Origin of the sequence: Acinetobacter haemolyticus (genome assembly GCF_900406815.1) — a bacterium.
Lineage (GTDB): Bacteria > Pseudomonadota > Gammaproteobacteria > Pseudomonadales > Moraxellaceae > Acinetobacter > Acinetobacter haemolyticus_A.
The window spans coordinates 146224-164195 of the sequence record NZ_OVCN01000004.1 but is presented as its reverse complement, the minus strand read 5'-3'; the positions used below and the strand labels follow the sequence as shown (position 1 = coordinate 164195).

At 43.0% G+C, this 17972-nt stretch carries 20 protein-coding genes; 10 read left to right on the top strand and 10 right to left on the bottom strand.

Annotated features, from left to right (window positions below):
* Window positions 1-36 precede the first annotated feature (36 nt).
* From dnaJ to DK207_RS04310, 3 genes are all read left to right on the top strand, one after another.
* Window positions 37-1152: a molecular chaperone DnaJ gene (gene dnaJ / locus DK207_RS04320; protein ID WP_109440122.1), complete on the top strand. Its 1116-nt coding sequence runs from the start codon at window positions 37-39 to the stop codon at window positions 1150-1152.
* A gap of 113 nt (window positions 1153-1265) precedes the next feature.
* On the top strand, window positions 1266-2087 hold the full coding sequence (dapB, locus tag DK207_RS04315; RefSeq protein WP_017396296.1) for a 4-hydroxy-tetrahydrodipicolinate reductase: 822 nt from the start codon (window positions 1266-1268) through the stop codon (window positions 2085-2087).
* 86 nt (window positions 2088-2173) lie between these two features.
* Window positions 2174-2821 carry an START domain-containing protein gene (locus tag DK207_RS04310; RefSeq protein WP_109440121.1) on the top strand — a complete coding sequence of 216 codons (648 nt, stop codon included), beginning with the start codon at window positions 2174-2176 and terminating at the stop codon, window positions 2819-2821.
* A 41-nt stretch (window positions 2822-2862) separates the two neighbouring features.
* Here DK207_RS04310 and DK207_RS04305 read toward each other — a convergent pair whose 3' ends face one another.
* On the bottom strand, window positions 2863-4050 hold the full coding sequence (locus DK207_RS04305) for an MFS transporter (protein WP_109440120.1): 1188 nt from the start codon (window positions 4048-4050) through the stop codon (window positions 2863-2865).
* A 1-nt stretch (window position 4051) separates the two neighbouring features.
* Window positions 4052-4858: a 2,5-didehydrogluconate reductase DkgB gene (dkgB, locus tag DK207_RS04300; protein WP_109440119.1), complete on the bottom strand. Its 807-nt coding sequence runs from the start codon at window positions 4856-4858 to the stop codon at window positions 4052-4054.
* 129 nt (window positions 4859-4987) lie between these two features.
* On the opposite strand from dkgB, the gene DK207_RS04295 reads away from it, so the two are divergent.
* Window positions 4988-5890, top strand: a complete 903-nt coding sequence (locus DK207_RS04295) for a LysR family transcriptional regulator (protein ID WP_109440118.1) — start codon at window positions 4988-4990, stop codon at window positions 5888-5890.
* On the opposite strand, the gene DK207_RS04290 is transcribed toward DK207_RS04295, so the two are convergent.
* Window positions 5838-6248, bottom strand: coding sequence for a hypothetical protein (locus DK207_RS04290; RefSeq protein WP_109440143.1), 411 nt, complete (start codon window positions 6246-6248; stop codon window positions 5838-5840). The genes DK207_RS04295 and DK207_RS04290 overlap by 53 nt on opposite strands.
* 89 nt (window positions 6249-6337) lie before the next feature.
* Between DK207_RS04290 and DK207_RS04285 the strand changes: the two genes are divergently transcribed.
* Window positions 6338-7765, top strand: coding sequence for a PLP-dependent aminotransferase family protein (locus tag DK207_RS04285; protein ID WP_109440117.1), 1428 nt, complete (start codon window positions 6338-6340; stop codon window positions 7763-7765).
* Here DK207_RS04285 and ahr read toward each other — a convergent pair.
* The 7 genes from ahr to DK207_RS04250 all read right to left on the bottom strand — a co-directional run bounded on the left by ahr (window position 7762) and on the right by DK207_RS04250 (window position 12582).
* Window positions 7762-8787 carry an NADPH-dependent aldehyde reductase Ahr gene (gene ahr, locus DK207_RS04280; protein ID WP_109440116.1) on the bottom strand — a complete coding sequence of 342 codons (1026 nt, stop codon included), beginning with the start codon at window positions 8785-8787 and terminating at the stop codon, window positions 7762-7764. The genes DK207_RS04285 and ahr overlap by 4 nt on opposite strands.
* A 27-nt stretch (window positions 8788-8814) precedes the next feature.
* On the bottom strand, window positions 8815-9369 hold the full coding sequence (locus tag DK207_RS04275) for a DNA-3-methyladenine glycosylase I (protein WP_109440115.1): 555 nt from the start codon (window positions 9367-9369) through the stop codon (window positions 8815-8817).
* Between the two features lie 36 nt (window positions 9370-9405).
* The gene (locus DK207_RS04270; protein ID WP_109440114.1) at window positions 9406-9651 is read right to left on the bottom strand and encodes a hypothetical protein; all 246 of its coding nucleotides are present in this window, start codon (window positions 9649-9651) and stop codon (window positions 9406-9408) included.
* A 9-nt stretch (window positions 9652-9660) separates the two neighbouring features.
* Entirely contained in the window at window positions 9661-10197 is a 537-nt protein-coding gene (locus DK207_RS04265; RefSeq protein WP_109440113.1) for a M23 family metallopeptidase, read from the bottom strand.
* A 75-nt stretch (window positions 10198-10272) separates the two neighbouring features.
* Window positions 10273-11307: an A/G-specific adenine glycosylase gene (mutY, locus tag DK207_RS04260; protein WP_109440112.1), complete on the bottom strand. Its 1035-nt coding sequence runs from the start codon at window positions 11305-11307 to the stop codon at window positions 10273-10275.
* 217 nt (window positions 11308-11524) lie between these two features.
* Window positions 11525-12262, bottom strand: coding sequence for a dienelactone hydrolase family protein (locus tag DK207_RS04255; protein WP_109440111.1), 738 nt, complete (start codon window positions 12260-12262; stop codon window positions 11525-11527).
* Between the two features lie 161 nt (window positions 12263-12423).
* The gene (locus DK207_RS04250; protein WP_109440110.1) at window positions 12424-12582 is read right to left on the bottom strand and encodes a DUF1328 domain-containing protein; all 159 of its coding nucleotides are present in this window, start codon (window positions 12580-12582) and stop codon (window positions 12424-12426) included.
* A gap of 187 nt (window positions 12583-12769) precedes the next feature.
* Here DK207_RS04250 and DK207_RS04245 point away from each other — a divergent pair, with 187 nt between their 5' ends.
* The 5 genes from DK207_RS04245 to yddG all read left to right on the top strand — a co-directional run bounded on the left by DK207_RS04245 (window position 12770) and on the right by yddG (window position 17955).
* Window positions 12770-13222 (top strand): YcgN family cysteine cluster protein, encoded by a 453-nt coding sequence (locus DK207_RS04245; RefSeq protein WP_109440142.1) that lies wholly within the window; start codon window positions 12770-12772, stop codon window positions 13220-13222.
* Window positions 13223-13336: 114 nt separating this feature from the next.
* Window positions 13337-14497, top strand: coding sequence for a PQQ-dependent sugar dehydrogenase (locus DK207_RS04240; protein WP_109440109.1), 1161 nt, complete (start codon window positions 13337-13339; stop codon window positions 14495-14497).
* 25 nt (window positions 14498-14522) lie between these two features.
* The gene (gene ampC / locus DK207_RS04235) at window positions 14523-15710 is read left to right on the top strand and encodes a class C beta-lactamase (RefSeq protein WP_109440108.1); all 1188 of its coding nucleotides are present in this window, start codon (window positions 14523-14525) and stop codon (window positions 15708-15710) included.
* An 83-nt stretch (window positions 15711-15793) separates the two neighbouring features.
* Window positions 15794-17068: a replication-associated recombination protein A gene (locus DK207_RS04230; RefSeq protein ID WP_162540203.1), complete on the top strand. Its 1275-nt coding sequence runs from the start codon at window positions 15794-15796 to the stop codon at window positions 17066-17068.
* Entirely contained in the window at window positions 17068-17955 is an 888-nt protein-coding gene (yddG, locus tag DK207_RS04225) for an aromatic amino acid DMT transporter YddG (RefSeq protein ID WP_109440106.1), read from the top strand. Before DK207_RS04230 ends, yddG begins: the two co-directional genes overlap by 1 nt.
* Window positions 17956-17972: the final 17 nt, after the last annotated feature.

Sequence of the window (17972 nt, the reverse complement as noted above, 5' to 3'; positions counted from 1 at the left end):
AGATTTAAATAAATTCCGTGAGGAGCATCGCCAACCATGGCTAAACGTGATTATTATGAGGTTTTAGGCGTTTCGAAAACCGCAAGTGATGATGAGATCAAGAAAGCCTATCGTAAGTTGGCGATGAAGTATCATCCAGATCGAAACCCAGACAATGCGGAAGCAGAAGAAAAATTCAAAGAAGCATCGGAAGCATACGAAGTACTTTCCGATAGCGAAAAGCGTAGTATGTACGATCGTGCTGGACACAGTGCTTTTGAAGGTGGCTTTGGTGGTGGCGGTGGCTTCGGCGGCGGTTTTAGCGCAGAAGATATTTTTAGCCAGTTTGGTGATATCTTCGGTGGTGCTTTCGGTGGTGGTGGTCGCCAACAGCAACGCCAGCGTCGTGGTTCAGATCTCCGCTATGTGATGGAACTTACGCTCGAAGAAGCGGTAAGAGGGGTTAAAAAGACCATTACTTTTACTGCGCCTGCACCATGTGAAACTTGTGATGGTAAAGGTTCGAAAAATCCAAATGATGTTGAAACCTGTCGTACTTGTCATGGTACAGGGCAAATTCGCATGCAACAGGGTTTCTTCTCAGTTCAACAAACCTGTAGCACCTGTCGTGGTCAAGGCAAAATCATTAAGAACCCATGTAATACCTGTCATGGTTCAGGGGTTGCAGACCGTCAACAAACACTTGAAGTCACGATTCCAGCAGGTGTGGATAATGGTGATCGCGTACGCTTAACGGGTAAAGGTGAAGCAATTCGTGATGGTCAGTCTGGTGATTTATACGTAGAAGTCGTGGTGCGTGAACACGAAATCTTCCAGCGTGATGGTGCAGATCTTTATATGGATGTGCCTGTAAGTATTGCTGATGCTGCTTTAGGTAAAGAAATTGAAATCCCAACGCTTGAAGGACGTGTCAGCCTGAAAATTCCTGAAGGTACGCAGACAGGTAAACTGTTCCGCTTACGTGGTAAAGGTGTCCGTCCAGTACGTAGTAGCATGGTTGGTGATTTATTATGTCGTATCGTCATTGAAACGCCTGTGAACTTAACCAGTCGTCAGCGTGAGTTATTAAAAGAATTACAAGCATCTTTGGATGGAGATGGTCATGCATCGTCGCCAAAGAAAAAATCATTCTTTGATCGCCTATTTGATTAATCGGCATCAATAAAAAACCTGCTTCGGCAGGTTTTTTTATGGGAATTTTTTAGCGGAATGTGAGAGTTTTGCTATAGTAGCAGGATTGTTTAAATAAAAGACTGGGAAATATTATGTCAACTTCTCCACGCATTGGGATCTTGGGTGCAGGCGGACGCATGGGGCGTATTCTGATTCAAGCAGTACAACAGGCTGGCTATCAACTTGCCGCAGCAGTAGAGCGTCCTGAAAGCAGCTTGGTTGGTGCTGATGCGGGCGAACTTGCTGGTATAGGCAACATCGGTGTCAAAGTTGTGGGAAGTTTGAGTGAAGTGCTAAAAGACTGTGATGTGGTGATTGACTTTACCGCACCTGTTGCGACTGAACAGCATTTAAAGCTTTGTCGTGAAGCAGGTGTGGCGATGGTGATTGGTACCACGGGCATGTCGGATGAGCAAAAGGCATTTTTAGATGAAACTGCAACACATACTCCAGTCGTATATGCTGCAAATTACTCGGTTGGTGTAAACGTATCGATTAAATTACTTGAGTTGGCTGCTAAGGTATTTGGTGATACGGTCGATATTGAAATCATTGAAGCGCATCACCGCCATAAAGTAGATGCACCATCGGGTACTGCCTTTATGATGGGTGAGGCAATTGCAGATACTTTAGGTCGTAATTTAAAAGAAGTGGCAGTGTATGGTCGTGAAGGTTATACAGGACCACGCGATCGACAAACGATTGGCTTTGAAACCATTCGTGGTGGTGATATTGTGGGTGAGCATACGGTGATGTTCATCGGTGAGGGCGAGCGTGTTGAAGTGACACACAAAGCTACGAATCGTATGAACTTTGCTTCAGGTGCTGTACGTGCTGCGGCATGGGTAGTTGGACGTAAAGCTCAAAAATATGATATGAAAGATGTTTTGGGTTTTAACGAGATTGAGGTATAAACCCGAATATTAAATGATAAAGGAGCTTGTAACGTTTATTTATTAATATACAAGCTCTGGTAATGATTAAAAGAATTGAGCATGACATGAAAAAAAAACATATTGTTCTTGCTGCGTTACTCAGTACAGCGAGTCTACTCGCAAGTGCTGCAACAGCGCCTAAACTCAGTTTACACCGTAATGACATTAAGGTTTGGACCTACCAAACGGAAAATAATCCAGTCATTCAATACAAAGCAGAAACCACTTTTGATGTGCCATTAGAACGTGCTGTGGCTGTGGTGCTGGATGTAGAGCGCACACCACAATGGGTACCTTATGTGGGCAAAGTGCAATTGTTATCACGCGATGATCAAAAAGGTGAATTTGTCCTCTATATGGTGCTGGATTTTCCATTTCCGCTAAAAGATCGTGATGTGGTGATTAAAGGAAAAATGAATAAGAATGCGGATGGTAGTATTAGTATCAAAAACCATGCGATTAAGCATGATTATCCAGAGCAAGCAGATATTATCCGTTTGAGTCGCTACGAAGGGGATTGGACTTTCCAGAAAGTGGCTGAAAACAAAGTTAAAGTTTCAACCCGTGGCTATGCCGATCCAGCGGGTGCAATTCCATTAAGTTTTGTGAATATGTTTGTACAACAGCAGCCTTATCAGATGTTGATGAAGATGAAAAAGGAAGTACAAAATCCTTTATATAAACAGCCGACCTTACCGGATTTGCTGAAATAATCCTAATAAAAAGCCTGATGTGAAATCAGGCTTTTTATTATTTAAGTTTGAGAACAAGGTTGATATTGCGGGGTTTTTCTTGGTACGAGCTTGATTTGGATGAATACCAATACTAATCCAATCGCTGCCAGTATTGCTCCAATCATTGAAACCGCAGCATAATTTAAGCCTAAACTTAAAACCGCACCACCTGCTGCTGCACCGATGGCATTCCCTAAGTTAAATGCGCCGATATTGACAGAGGAGGCTAGTCCAGAAGCCTCGCGTGCAACAGACATGACACGCATTTGAAGTGGAGGCACAATTGCAAAAGCAGCAGCGCCCCAAAGCACTAGACCAATCGCTGCCCCCAACTGGGTTTGAGCCAAGATTGGGAAAATTACCATCAATCCAATGAGAAGTCCTAAGAAACCAATCAGCGTTTTATTCATCGATAAATCTGCAAATTTTCCTCCGAAATGATTGCCAACAGAGAAACCAATCCCGATCAAGACAAGCATCAGGGTGATAAAGCTCGGTGAGGCATGGGTAAACTCCACCAGACTTGGGGCAATGTAAGTGTAGAGGGTAAACATTGCTGAAGCTCCGAACACAGTCGTGAGCAGGGCTAATACCACAGGTAAACGGGTGAGTACTTTGAGTTCCATTTTTATATTGGGTTTTTGTCCCACCGAACCGACAGGTAGGGCTTTCCACAGTGCCAGCATGGTAATCAGACCGAGTGCTGAAATCGCAAGAAATGACATGCGCCAACCAATATTTTGTCCAACCCATGTGGCTAGAGGTACACCGCCGATATTTGCAATGGTCAGCCCCATAAACATGCTTGCAACTGCACTGGCTTGTTTATTTGCGGGTACAACACTCGCTGCAACAACAGATCCAATCCCAAAAAATGCACCGTGGTTGAGACTTGTGATTAAGCGTGCACCCATTAAACTCATATAATTGGGTGCGAAGGCAGCTATAAGATTCCCAATGGTAAAAATCGCCATCAACAGAATCAGTGCATTGCGACGCGCATAGCCCCCAAACCAGAGCGTCATGATTGGAGCACCTAACATCACCCCTAATGCATAGCCTGTGATGAGTAGACCTGCACTTGGGATGGAGACACCCAGATCGTTGGCAATATTGGGCAATAGACCCATTGGAGAAAATTCTGTGGTTCCAATTGCAAATGCACCAATGGCCAGCGCGAGCAAAGGAAGGTTGATGCGACTACTCATTTTATTTGTCCCATTCAGGCGCAAAAGGTTCAGGACTCACCTCACGACCATTACGTTCTAGCTGAGCGATCAGTTGCATTTCCTCTGCACTTAAAGTTAAGTCTTGCGCTTTTAAGTTACTGATTAAATTTTCACGTTTAGTTGAAGAGGGGATTACGGCATAGCCCTGCTGTAAAGCCCAAGCCAATGCAACTTGCGCGGCGGTTGCCTGATGTTGCGCGGCGATTTCAAGCAAGGTCGGATCATTCAGCACTTTGCCATAGGCAAGCGTCATATATGAAGTCACATCAATGTCTCGCTGAGTTAGGTAGTTCGCAAGCTTCAGATTTTGTAGGTAAGGACTTAATTCAATTTGATTGGTCGCAATGTGTTCGACACCAATTGTGTCAATCGCTTGCTGGGTTAAGGCAATATTGAAGTTCGAGATCCCTATTTGCTGGGTTAAACCTTGTTGTTTGGCCTCTAAAAGCAACTGCATCACGGTTGGAATGGATACACCCAATTGTGGAGCTGGCCAATGAATCAAGGTGAGGTCAACTGCATCGGTACGAAGCTTCTGTAAACTGTCTTTTAAGCTGGGAATAAATTGGTCTTCTGCAAAGTTATCAACCCAAATTTTTGTGGTTAAGAATAAATCTTGGCGCGCCACACCACTTTCAGCAATTGCTTGTCCGATTGCAGCTTCATTTTCATAAATTTGTGCTGTATCGATCGCACGATAACCGACATCCAAGGCCGTTTTAACAGAATTAATGACCGCTTGATCTTTAAGACGGAAAGTCCCTAAACCAAATTGTGGGATATGCATGTTTCACCTCATTGTATGGTGCTCGATAGAGCCTATTTTGTTGATGAGGTGATTTTGCGACGATTATTGTTGCTAAAAAATAGATGAATTTGCAAAATATAGTTGACTCAATATCAATAATGATCCGCTATGAAATCAAGTATTGAAGAACTGCTGGCTTTTATTAGCATTGTCGACACAGGTTCTTTTGTGGCTGCAGCAGAGCGGTTAGGACAAACTGCATCCGGACTCAGTCGTTCGCTCAGTCGTTTAGAATCAAAATTAGATGTTACTTTACTCGAGCGTACGACGCGGAAATTAAAATTAACGCAGGAAGGGCAACAGTTTTTAAATCACGCACGTAAAATTCTCAATGATCTCAACGCAGCCGAAGAAGCCTTACTCCGATCCGATCAGGATACTTCTGGCATTATCCGGGTAGACTCAGCCGTCCCCTTTATCTTGCATGTAATTGCACCATTAATGCAGTTATTTCGCCAACGTTACCCAAATATTGAGATTGAGTTAAATAGTAATGATCAAGTCATTGATCTACTGGAGCATAAAACCGATGTCGCGTTTCGTTTCGGTGAATTGCATGATTCAAGTTTGCATGCCAAATTGGTATGTCAAAGCCGTTTATATATCGTTGCTAGCCCTGTCTACCTCGCTCAGAAAGGTCATCCGCAACATCCACAACAACTGGCGACGCATGATGTAATTGGTTTTACTCGTCCACTTTATATCAATAAATGGCCGATAAAAGTCGATGGTGAATACTTTCTAGCGCAGTCGGGTATTAAGGCGTCGAGTGGAGAAACGGTACGACAATTATGTTTACGCGGCTTAGGCATTGCGCGTTTATCTGAGTTTGAAATCTGGAAGGATTTAGAAGAGGGCCGTTTGGTGGCTTTGTTTGAAGATCACATCGAACATTCTTATCAACGCATCCATGCGGTATATTATCAACAAGAACACTTACCCAAACGCGTCCGCCTCTTTATCGAATTTTTGACTGAGCAACTTGAACAAGGTTTCTCGGTATGTCGTTAGTTGCATCGGGTAAGTGCACTTCTAAAACATGAATCTGTTTACCCGTTGCCTGAGTGACAGACACTCTAATCTGTTGCTGTTCTAAAATACATTCCAGCTCAACGGTTGGCAGAAGCAGGCTTGATAAAATCAGCCCATTTTCATTGGGCTTTTTATAGGTCAATTTAAGCTTATGCTGCTGTCCCTGTGTTGGGCCTTGTTCAAGTTTCCAAAACTCATACGTCTGTTGGTTTTGAGTGGTCAAATAACCCTCAGCCAGTCTTTTACAGACCTGTTGCTGTTGATATACCTGCTGGTCGGTAAATTGGCAGCCAGTAAATAGGACGCTATATAATATAAATAATAGTTTATTTTTCATTGGCTTATCCTCCTGTAGTTGATTTTTATAGCTTAAAGGTGTTGTATAAACCAATACAGATACAGAAATAGTTAAAAAAGCAGTACAGAATGACTTTTCAATATCAGCGTCTCGCCGAACAGTTGGCGCATAAGATTTATCAACATGAGCTGCAACCCCAGCAAAAACTCAGTTCTTTACGTGAGTTTGCGCGTCAGCAAGAGATTAGTTTGAGTACGGCACAACAGTGCTATGAATTGTTAGAGGCTAAAGGACTGATTTATGTCAAAGCCAAGTCGGGTTATTTCGTTAGTTCAAGACAGTATCAAAGCCCTGTTCCTGACAGTCCTCAATTTGAATCGATGCCACGACAGGTTTCTAATTTGGATTTACAAAATCAAATTCAAACAGCCTCAATTCAAAGCCATTTGACGCCTTTAGGTGCTATACAACTTTCACCTCATCTTATTCCTGTCGATGGATTACGCCGTTCTTTGCAACGAGCGTTGAAGCATTGTCAGCCTGAGGATTTTTTGTACTGCAATAAGCAAGGGCATCACGTGTTGAGACAGGCGCTTGCGGATCATTGGCGTGAGGATGGTATTTATATCGCGGCAGAGGATATTTTTATTACCAATGGCTGTTTGCCTGCGATTTCGCTACTGATCCAGCAAATGAGCAAAGAGGGCGATAGTATTCTGATTCCGACCCCGACCTTTAATGGTCAGTTGCAAATGCTGGCCAGTTTAAAGCGGAAAATTATTGAAATTCCAGCTGACCATCAGGGAATAGATATTGAACGCTTAGAACATTTTATGCAGCAAGGGAGTGCGAAACTGTGTTTATTGACGGCAAATTATCAAAATCCTTTGGGATATTGTCTGAGCAATCAGCAAAAGCAAAAAATTGCAGAGTTGGCGCAGCAGTATCAGTGCTTCATTATTGAAGATGATATTTATGCAGAATGTAGTTTCCAGAAAGAGCGTCCCTTACCGATTCGTTATTGGGATCGCCAGGGCTATGTGGTCTGGTGTGCTTCGGTTTCAAAGTCCTTATCAAGTGCATATCGGGTCGGTTGGTTCTGTTTGGGGCAACAACTTGAATTCTTACGCCCCCAATTATTGGCAAATAACGTTGGTGTGAATACGCCGTTACAGCTCGGCTTGGCTGATTTCATCTATAGCCGTGGTTATAGAGAGCATTTAGACCAATTGAGACCCAAGCTGATGCAGCAGGTAGGACAGTACCGCGCCTGTATTTTAGAGACTTTTCAGGGGATTCCGATTGCATTAAGCCAGTCACAAGGAGGCTATGCTTTATGGATGCAGTTACCTGAAACAATCACTGGGCTTGATTTATATTATTTAGCTCAAGGTAAAGGCATTAATATTGTACCGGGTGAAGTATTTGGGGAAGATCAGCGCTATCGGCATTTTATTCGTTTAAATGCGGGTCATGCCTTCACACAAGAAATCCGCCAAGCCATTCAGCAATTGGCGGATTGGGTGAAGCAGAGTTTGGACTTGCCTTCAGCTTAATCGAAGTCCGCTTTGAGAACGATTCGGTAACGGGCTTGGCCAGAATGCAACCGTTCAATGGCTTCGTTGAGTTGGGACATTGTATAAAGCTCAATTTGAGGTGCAATATTTTTACGTGCAGCAAACTTTAAGAGTTGACGCAGTGCCAAAGGGGAGCCCGTTGGAGAGGAGGTGACTGATTTGGCACCATTCATGAGTGTACCAACCGAAACAGGAATAGGCTCTAAAGTCACCCCTAAGAAATGGAGGCTGCCATTTGGTGCAAGGGTGTTCAAATAAGCCTGCCAATTGAGCGTGACATTGACCGTACTTAATAAGAGATCAAACTTGCCGCGTTGCGATTTGATCGCTTGAGCATCACGACTATTCACGACATGATCAGCTCCCATTGCTTTAAGCTCGTCCGTTTTTTCTGGGTTCGAACTAAACGCAGTGATTTCACATCCCCATGCTTTGAGTAGCTTAATTGCGATATGACCTAAGCCACCAATACCGATCACACCGACATGATGTGTGGCTTGGATTTTATGTTTAAGTAAAGGATCAAACACAGTAATCCCACCACAAAGGAGTGGGCCCGCACTTTCAGGCGCTAAATCATCGGGTAGAGGAATGACCCATTGCCAACCTGCGCGTACTTTATCAGCAAAGCCACCCGCGTGACCTACGATGGTCGCAACGTTTTCACCTGTACAAAGCACCTGATTGCCCCCAATGCAAGGATCACATGCTTGGCAACTTTCAGCCGTCCAACCAATCCCGACACGTTGGCCCAGTTTGAGACTTTTTGCTTCAGTGCCGAGTGCCGTGATTGTGCCGATGATTTCGTGACCTGCAATGACTGGATAGATTGAGGAACGCCAATCATTGTTGATGACTGAAAGATCAGAATGGCATAAACCACAATATTCAACTTTGACTTCTACTTGATGGGCTTGTAGTTCACCTGCATCAAATTGATAAGGAACCAGCTGTTCACCTGCTTGCATCGCTGCATAAGCGCGAATTTGATTATTGCTCATGAAAGGACTCCTTTGGAGAGGATTGTTTTATTTAAAATGACAGTGATTTTCATGGTCATTGACCATACCTACGGCTTGCATAAAGGCATAGCAGGTGGTTGGTCCAACAAATTTAAAACCACGCTTTTTTAGTGTTTTGGAAAGTATTTGACTGATTTCTGTTTGAGCAGGTGCATCACGATAATTGATCACATGGTTATTTGGGGTCTGATGATCGACGAAGTTCCAAATCCAGGCCGAGACATCTTGAACTTCATCTTTGAGTTTTTGCCATGCAATTGCATTGTCCCGAATGGATTTGAGTTTACCGAGATGACGGATTAATCCTGAATCATTGAGTTTATTTTCCAATTGATCATCTGTGAGTGCTGCGATGTGTGCAACTGGATATTGAAAGAAATGGGTACGGTAACATTCACGTTTTTTTAGAACAGTAATCCATGACAAGCCAGCTTGTTGACCTTCGAGACAGAGCATTTCAAATAATCGTGCTTCATCGTATTCAGCCTTGCCCCATTCCTCGTCATGGTAAGCCATATACAAGGGATCATTAGAGCACCAACCACAGCGTTGAATCGTCATATTTGTTGCTCCTGTTGATCATGAATACGGTGAACTTCAGAGTTTGAATTCAACCCATTCATCACCGTGATTGTCCCAATAATATAATGCGGCACTGTCCAAATCACTAAACTTTAGCCAAAAGTCTTTGCCTGATTTATCTGCAAAACCTGTGCTAATCAGTAATGCATCTTCAGTGATTTCCATGATCCAGCCTTGATAACTGGTTTCATTGAGGATGATTTTTTGTTGATTCCCAGACTCTGCAAATTCAACCAGTCGTTCAATCAATGCTTCTGACATTGTGTATTCCTAACGTAAATAAGGGAATGGATTGACTGCGCCACGCCCTTTGCCATTTAAATAAATACCATAGTGTAAATGTGGGGCGGTATGGCGTGCATTGCCTGTATTTCCTACATACCCGATATGATCACCTTTACGGACATAATCACCCACATTGAGCCCACGTTTATGACGATCTAGATGCGCATAGTAATGCCATGATCCTGATGGCCCCAAAATCCAGACCACTTTTCCACCAAGATTATTGTTGCGTAAGTCCGCGACGAGCCCGTTAGTTGCACTATACACTTTCGTTCCTCGTGCTGCCATGATGTCTATTCCTTCATGACGACGACCCTGACTGCGTGCTGCGCCCCATGTATCGGTGAGCTGACCTCGACTCACTCCATTGACTGGTATCGGTAATCGACTATCGAGGCGCATATTTTGCAATTTGTTGACTTGATTGCTCGGTAAGGGTGTTGGTTTCTGAGGCGTGCTGGCACATGCTGAGAGTAAGATCGTCAATACACCGAGAAGGGCATAGCGAATTGAGTGATGCATACTGGCTCCTTGCATTTTTACAGATATTTGGAACGATTAAACACAGCGCTAGCACTCACAATGATTTGATCTTATTCAGACTTCTGCTGCCTTGATCATCTTTTTCATTGCAGTGGGAATCCCTTTGGCTATAGCTTGTTCAGGGCTAAGCCAGCATCCATTCAACTCAATACTGAGTTGTTCTTTTTGGTCATGTTCCACGTGGAACACTTTCCCATCCAGCAACCATGTAAAGTGGGTAAAGCTATGACTAATCCGCAATGATGATACTTGAGCTTGTAGTTTGAAGTGTTGCTCGATCTGTTGTAATTCGGTTGCTTGCTCAATGATGGGTAGGCAATATAATCCCCCCCATAAGCCATGCGCTGCTCGTTGCTGCCATAGCCATTGATCACCAGATTGGATGAGTAAAACATGGGCTGTTTTGATGGGGACGGGTTTTTTGGCTTTCTTAAATGGAAGCTCTTGTTCTAAACCCTGTTGATAAGCCTGACAGTGTTGTTGCATTGGGCAATATAAACACAATGGTTTTTTCGGGGTGCAAATGGTAGCGCCTAAATCCATGATGGCTTGCGTATAGTCATGATTGCGTTGTTGAGGACATAGATCCTCCGCAATTTGCCATAAAGCGCGTTCATGTTGTGGTTTAGATAAATCATCTTCAATCGCAAAGAAACGTGCTAACACACGTTTCACGTTGCCATCCATAATGACGCCATATTGGCGTAAACCAAGTGACATCAGTGCGCCTGCTGTGGAACGCCCAATCCCGGGGAGTTCAATCCATTGTTCTAATGTTTCAGGGAACTTGCCTTGCTGACTGACGATGCCTGCTGCTTTATGTAGGTTTCTTGCTCTGGCGTAATACCCAAGTCCTGCCCAATAAGGGGCAACGTCATCCCAACTGGCTTTACCTAGATCCTGTACAGTCGGAAAGCGTTCGATAAAGCGATCAAAATATTGCAATACCGTTTTGACTTGTGTTTGCTGCAACATGATTTCTGACACCCAGACTTTATAAGGATCATCGGCAATTTGCCAAGGTAGATCATGGCGTCCGTGTTGGTCGTACCAAGTGAGAAGTGCATCAGAAAATGAGAAATCAGACATGAATCAGAACAATCAAAAGCAGAGGAGTAGTATAGCGGAAAAGCAGAGAGGAGTTGGTGCATACACACAAATTCGTTATTAAATCCTTATTCATATTTGCTCGTGCAAAGGCGACATCCTTGTCGCCTTGCACGAGTAGAAATTGTCTAGGAAATAAACAAACGAGATATTCGTTTAATTCCATATTGATGGAGTTTTTAGAGATAGTTTTTTTAAATCACTTTAAATGCTTATCTAACAACTCATACATGGCTTCAAGGCCTTGACGTTCTGCGTCTGCATTATAACCGAGGTCAACATTATTGGCTTTGGCGCGTTCGTCGGCAAGCGGATTACTGAATCCATGTTTGGCATCTTCGAAAATGACGACTTCATGGTTGACTTCAGCATCATGCATTTCCTGACGGAAGCTTGCGACATCATCTAAGGTGACCATACTATCGAGCTCACCATGTAAAACTAAGATTTCAGCTTTGATTTGGTCTTTTTGAGCAGGGGTATTGGTCGCCAATACAGCATGGAAGGTCGCAACCGCTTTGATATTTGCACCAGCGCGAGCCAAATCAAGCACAACTTTACCACCATAGCAGAAGCCAATTGCCGCTAGTTTTTCGGCATTGACTTCTGGCTGAGCAGCTAAAGTTGCCAGTCCTGCTTGAGCACGATTGACAATGGTATCCGGTTGCTCAAAGGTCTGATTCATCCATTCTGAAGCTTGGGGTACAGCGGTAGTGACTTTTTTATCACCGTACATATCGATTGCTAAGGCAGCAAAGCCATGTTCCGCAAGTTCACGAGCACGTTGTTCGGTATATTCATTACGGCCCCACCATTCAGGTGCCACAATCACACCGGGAATAGGCTGATCTGTAGCTGGTGTTGCGAAATAGCCAATTAGGCGTTGACCATCGGGAGCGGTATATTCAATTTCACGAGTTATAATTTGAAAGCTCATTTTAAAATCCTAGTCTTTTTTTAAAACGTTTTGATTAAAACATAAAATCACCTCACCGATGGCATCGTAAAACACCAAAAATGAGTATCTTGGTAACTGAATTTTTAGGCATAAAAAAAGAAGAATCTCTCGATTCTTCTTTTTTTTTAAATTGAATAGCTCTAAACTCTGCCACGTGATATGAAACCTACTACGGCCAAGATGACTGCAATAATAAGTAAGATAACGGCAAAGTCTTTGGATAAACCTGCCACTCCACCAAAGCCGAGTAGACTTGCAATTAATGCAATCACAGCAAAAATAATAGCCCAACGGAACATATTGTAATCTCCTATTTTTAGTTATTTCTCTAACTATACTACTGTATATTTTTTATCCATATATTGTGTTTCTGTGGTACGAATGTTCGATCACATACTGTTCAATAGGTGAAATGTGTTGATTAAATAAAGAATGTGTCACAAAAATGCTATAATGACATGCTCGCTTGAAACTAAAAATACCATCATGTCCACTGTGCTCCGCCCGAACTTTTGGAAACAATATCCGCTTGATCAGCTGAATCCAGCGGAATGGGAAGCCTTATGTGATGGTTGTGGATTGTGCTGCCTGATCAAATTGGAAGATGAAGACACCGCTGAGGTTGAATATACCAAGGTGGCCTGTAAGCTATTAGATTGTAAAACGGCTCAATGTTCAGACTATCCAAATCGACAGCAACAAGTTCCTGACTGTATCCAGCTCACCTTTGAGCAATTACAGGATATTTCATGGTTACCATCGAGTTGTGCCTATCGTCGTTTGAATGAAGGTAAAAACTTACCGTCATGGCATTATCTGGTGACAGGGTCACGCAAAAGCGTTATTAATGCGAAAAAATCAGTCGCTGGTCGTTGTATTTCTGAAAATGACGTCGATGAAGAACAAATCGAAGACTATATTGTGCGCTGGGTTCGTTAATTGCGTTTGTCATTTTTAGCGGAATGACTAGGTATAATAAAAACAACACTTTTATAGCAGTTTTTTAAATAAATCCCCGTAGTATGAGAAGAGAAAATAAGAGGGAGAGAGGGAATGATCAAATATATCGTCACCCCACTTTTATGTGGAGGTTTTTTATTTTTACAGGCCTGCGGTGCAAACAATAGCACTCCTAAAACCACCGATCAAAATACAACACAACACAGCACACAAGCTAGTCTGCAAACATATCGTATAGAAAATATTGCACAATTTAATGAGCCTTGGGCAATTACATCACTCCCTGATCAACGCTTGTTGATTACAGAGCGTCGAGGTCAGTTAAAAATATTCGATCCTGCGACCAAACAAAGTCTCAATGTGGAGGGCGTTCCAACCGTCAGTTATGGTGGACAAGGTGGTTTGGGGGATGTGATTCTGCATCCTGATTTTCAGAATAATCACTGGATTTATCTGAGTTATGCGGTAAAAGGTCAAGGCGGATATGGGGCTGTTATTTCCCGTGCCAAACTCGATTTGTCCAATGCCACACAACCTAAACTCAGTGATCTAAAGGTAATTTGGCAACAAGTTCCAAAGGTGTCAGGACAGGGACATTATGGACATCGCATGGTATTTGGTGCAGATGGAAAATTGTGGGTGGGTTCGGGGGAAAGACAGAAGTTTGACCCTGCTCAAGATATGAAAAGCAACCTTGGTAAGGTATTACGTTTAAATGAAGATGGCACGCCTGCTGAGGGTAATCCATTTAGTCAACAAGGTGGCGTGAGTGCTGAAATTTGGTCATTAGGACATCGTAATCCGCTTGGTATCGCATTTGATACTCAGGGACAACTTTGGGTCGCTGAAATGGGACCAGAAGGAGGGGATGAGCTGAACCTTATTGTCAAAGGTGCAAATTATGGTTATCCAATTGTTTCAAATGGCAATCATTATTCAGGTTTGCCGATTCCAGACCATCGCACCCGACCCGAATTCAAAGCGCCTGAAATTGATTGGACACCTGTAATCTCACCTTCAAGCATGATCGTTTATACAGGTAAACAATTTCCATTATGGCAACAAAAAGCTTTGATTGGCGGTTTATCTTCGAAATCTATTGTTGTGGTGGACCTCAATGCACAGCCTGTTAAAGAAGTGCAACGTTTAGATATGAAACAACGAATCCGTGGTTTACATCAGGCCCAAGATGGATCGATTTGGGTCATTGAAGATGGACCACAAGCAAAATTACTCAAGCTCAATGCGAATTAAATCTTAACTTAAAGTGAAATGATGAATGACTAAGCCGAATGACTTTTCGAGAACTTTAAAAAAATTGCTGATGGTTGCTGGACTATTATCTTTTAGTTCAGCGCTCTGGGCTAAAAACCTGACTGAGCAACAGGTAAAAGCTATGATTGATCAGCAGTTTAAACCTTTATTGGCGCAATATAAAATCCCTGGAATGGCAGTTGCAGTGACCTTGAATGGTCAACACTATTTCGTCAATTATGGGGTAGCCTCTAAACAAAGTCAGCAAGCTGTGAGTAAGCATACCTTATTTGAATTGGGCTCGGTCAGTAAAACTTTTAACGCTACTTTAGCAGCTTATGCACAAGCAACTGGGCAACTCTCATTGACTGATCATCCTGCCCAGTATTTTCCTGAATTAAAAAATACAGCCGTAAATCAAGCGACATTATTGAATTTAGGCACATATAACGCTGGAGGCTTCCCACTGCAATTTCCTGATCATGTCGTGAAACAGGAGGATATGATTAAGTATTTTCAGGGCTGGCAATCCAAAACAAACATCGGAGCCGCGCGTCAATACTCCAATCCGAGTATTGGTTTGATGGGCTATGTGACGGCTTTAGCAATGAAAAAACCTTATGCAGACTTGGTTGAGAAAACGCTTTTTCCTCAATTGGGAATGACACAAAGTTTTATCAATGTACCTGAACCGCACATGCCACAATATGCTTGGGGATATAAAAATGACCAAGCGATGCGTGTCTCTGCGGGTATGTTTGATGCTGAGGCATATGGGGTAAAAAGCTGCAGCGCCGATATGCTCAAGTTTCTGGATGCACAAATCAGTGTTCAGCAGTTAAAGCAGCCGATGCGTCAAGCGATTGAACTTACCCATGTGGGATATTTTAAAGTGGGTGCAATGACACAAGGTTTGGGTTGGGAGCAATATGCTTATCCTGTGAAATTAGAAACCTTGTTAGAAGGCAATTCAAGCAAAATGGCACTGGAAAGCCATGCGATTACTCCGATTAAACATCCTAAACTTGCATCACCCGCAACCTATTTTAATAAAACAGGTTCCACCAATGGTTTTGGTGCCTATGCGGCTTTTATTCCACAACAAAAAATCGGGATTGTGATGTTAGCCAATACCAATTTCCCGAATGAAGAACGCATCAAAGCCAGTTACAACGTGATACAGCAACTGACTCAGCGCAACACTGCGCAATAGGATGACGCAGTGAGTGCAGATTCAAATTGTAGATTTGTGTCAGACACAATAGACTAGGACAAAACAGCATAAAGCCAGTGATGATGTCAGATACGCATATTCCTTTACCTGAACGTTTACGCCCTCGTGATTTGTCAGAAATTATTGGACAAGATCATTTGCTGGGCGACAATGCACCTTTACGTCAGATGATTGATCAGGGGCATTTGCCTTCGATTATTTTCTGGGGACCGCCAGGGGTAGGAAAAACCACCATCGCGTTATTATTGGCCCAAGCTGTAGATCGTCCTTTTATTAGCTTATCTGCGCTCAATACTGGGGTAAAAGAGTTACGTGAAATTATTGCTGAAAGCGGTGATTTACTGACACCTGTAGTGTTTATTGATGAGATTCATCGCTTTAATAAATCGCAGCAGGATGCTTTATTGAATGCGGTTGAGAAAGGCAAGATTACTCTCATTGGAGCGACCACAGAGAATCCATCCTTTGAGGTCAATAGCGCGTTATTGTCACGTTGTCAGGTTTATACGTTGAATAGTTTGGACGCTGAAGCGATTCAAACCTTGCTCAACAAAGCCATTCAGAGCGATAAGTTTCTTAAAGAACGTTTTATTCAGATTGAGGAATATGATGCGCTGATTCAATTCGCTGCAGGAGATGCACGTAAGGCGCTCAATCTGATTGATTTAATTGCCAGCACCTTTGAGGCAGATGTTGAGAATATTGTCACCAATGCGATCGTGGTCAAAGTGGCACAGCAGAATATTGCCCGTTATGACAAATCGGGTGAGCAGCATTATGATTTGGTTTCAGCATTTATCAAATCAATCCGTGGTAGTGATCCAGACGCAACGTTGTACTGGATGGCACGTATGCTCAAAGGTGGTGAAGATCCTGTATTTATCGCGCGTCGTATGTTGATAGCGGCATCGGAAGATATCGGCAACTCTAATCCAAATGCATTATTGTTAGCAGGTGAATGTTTCCGCTCGGTGCAAGCCGTAGGTATGCCTGAGGCGCGTATTATCTTAGGGCAGTGTGCAGTTTATTTAGCGACTAGTCCGAAGAGTAATAGCACTTATTTGGCGATCAATCGTGCGCTTGAACTGGCAGAAAAAACGGCGAATTTACCTGTGCCATTACATTTACGTAATGCGCCTACCAAGTTGATGAAGCAGCAGGGCTATGGCGTGGATTATTTGTATCCGCATAATTATCCTGAACATTTTGTATTACAGGAATATCTGCCGCCTGAATTGCGTGGTACGAAGTTGTATGAGCGTGCCTTAAATAAACGTGAAGTTGAAGCTGAACGCTTGCAGCAACGACGTTGGCAACAAGAGCAACAGTCGCAATAATGAACCCAAAAAAAGCCACACTCATTGGATTAGTTGCGATCTTGCTATGGAGTTTGATCGTTGCCTTGATTAAAGATGTCAGTGCTCACTTTGGTGCGGTGGGCGGCGCAGCGCTGATTTATACACTCGCATCAGTATTTTTATTGTTTTCTGTGGGCTGGGTTCAACTTAAAAGTTTTCCAAAAACCTATTTAATTTGGGGCAGCCTATTATTTGTTACCTATGAAATATGTTTGTCACTTTCAATTGGTTATAGCCAAAATAACAGACAAGCGATTGAAGTGGGAATGGTGAATTATCTCTGGCCTACGTTTACCATGGTCGCTGCAATTTTGTTTAATCAACAGAAAGCCAATGTCTTAATTATTCCTGGTTTTGCAATTTCTCTCTTGGGTATAGGTTGGGTTTTGGGGGGAGATCAAGGTTTTGATTTACCTAGTATGTTGGGCAATATTCAGAACAACCCACTGAGTTATGGTTTAGCCTTTGTGGGAACGCTTTTATGGGCGGCTTATTGTACTTTGACTGCCAGAATTGCACAGGGAGCAAATGGCATCACTTTGTTTTTTATGCTGGTCGCGGTTGTACTTTGGATTAAATATCTGTTGATGGGTGGAGGCGGATTTAGTTTCGATTGGTCATCCTCTGTTGCATTGATTATGGCGGCTGCAGCCATGGGTTTTGGTTATGCAGCTTGGAATGTTGGGATTTTACATGGCAATGTAACTTTATTGGCTGGTGCTTCTTATTTTATTCCTGTGCTCTCTGCATTTTTTGCGGCACTTATACTGAGTACGCCACTCGGGCTATCGTTTTGGTATGGCGCATTTATGGTCTGTATCGGATCAATCTTATGTTGGCTTTCGACTAGGGCAAGAAATAATTAAGTTCTGTTTAAAGAGGC

Coding starts and splice junctions, on each gene's coding strand:
- DK207_RS04255 (WP_109440111.1), bottom strand. CDS start 12,262: ATGAGCTTTCAAATTATAACTCGTGAAATTGAATATACCGCTCCCGAT.
- dapB (WP_017396296.1), top strand. CDS start 1,266: ATGTCAACTTCTCCACGCATTGGGATCTTGGGTGCAGGCGGACGCATG.
- DK207_RS04240 (WP_109440109.1), top strand. CDS start 13,337: ATGATCAAATATATCGTCACCCCACTTTTATGTGGAGGTTTTTTATTT.
- ahr (WP_109440116.1), bottom strand. CDS start 8,787: ATGAGCAATAATCAAATTCGCGCTTATGCAGCGATGCAAGCAGGTGAA.
- dkgB (WP_109440119.1), bottom strand. CDS start 4,858: ATGCATATCCCACAATTTGGTTTAGGGACTTTCCGTCTTAAAGATCAA.
- DK207_RS04295 (WP_109440118.1), top strand. CDS start 4,988: ATGAAATCAAGTATTGAAGAACTGCTGGCTTTTATTAGCATTGTCGAC.
- DK207_RS04245 (WP_109440142.1), top strand. CDS start 12,770: ATGTCCACTGTGCTCCGCCCGAACTTTTGGAAACAATATCCGCTTGAT.
- yddG (WP_109440106.1), top strand. CDS start 17,068: ATGAACCCAAAAAAAGCCACACTCATTGGATTAGTTGCGATCTTGCTA.
- ampC (WP_109440108.1), top strand. CDS start 14,523: ATGACTAAGCCGAATGACTTTTCGAGAACTTTAAAAAAATTGCTGATG.
- DK207_RS04250 (WP_109440110.1), bottom strand. CDS start 12,582: ATGTTCCGTTGGGCTATTATTTTTGCTGTGATTGCATTAATTGCAAGT.
- DK207_RS04290 (WP_109440143.1), bottom strand. CDS start 6,248: ATGAAAAATAAACTATTATTTATATTATATAGCGTCCTATTTACTGGC.
- DK207_RS04305 (WP_109440120.1), bottom strand. CDS start 4,050: ATGAGTAGTCGCATCAACCTTCCTTTGCTCGCGCTGGCCATTGGTGCA.
- DK207_RS04265 (WP_109440113.1), bottom strand. CDS start 10,197: ATGCATCACTCAATTCGCTATGCCCTTCTCGGTGTATTGACGATCTTA.
- dnaJ (WP_109440122.1), top strand. CDS start 37: ATGGCTAAACGTGATTATTATGAGGTTTTAGGCGTTTCGAAAACCGCA.
- mutY (WP_109440112.1), bottom strand. CDS start 11,307: ATGTCTGATTTCTCATTTTCTGATGCACTTCTCACTTGGTACGACCAA.
- DK207_RS04275 (WP_109440115.1), bottom strand. CDS start 9,369: ATGACGATTCAACGCTGTGGTTGGTGCTCTAATGATCCCTTGTATATG.
- DK207_RS04310 (WP_109440121.1), top strand. CDS start 2,174: ATGAAAAAAAAACATATTGTTCTTGCTGCGTTACTCAGTACAGCGAGT.
- DK207_RS04285 (WP_109440117.1), top strand. CDS start 6,338: ATGACTTTTCAATATCAGCGTCTCGCCGAACAGTTGGCGCATAAGATT.
- DK207_RS04270 (WP_109440114.1), bottom strand. CDS start 9,651: ATGTCAGAAGCATTGATTGAACGACTGGTTGAATTTGCAGAGTCTGGG.
- DK207_RS04230 (WP_162540203.1), top strand. CDS start 15,794: ATGTCAGATACGCATATTCCTTTACCTGAACGTTTACGCCCTCGTGAT.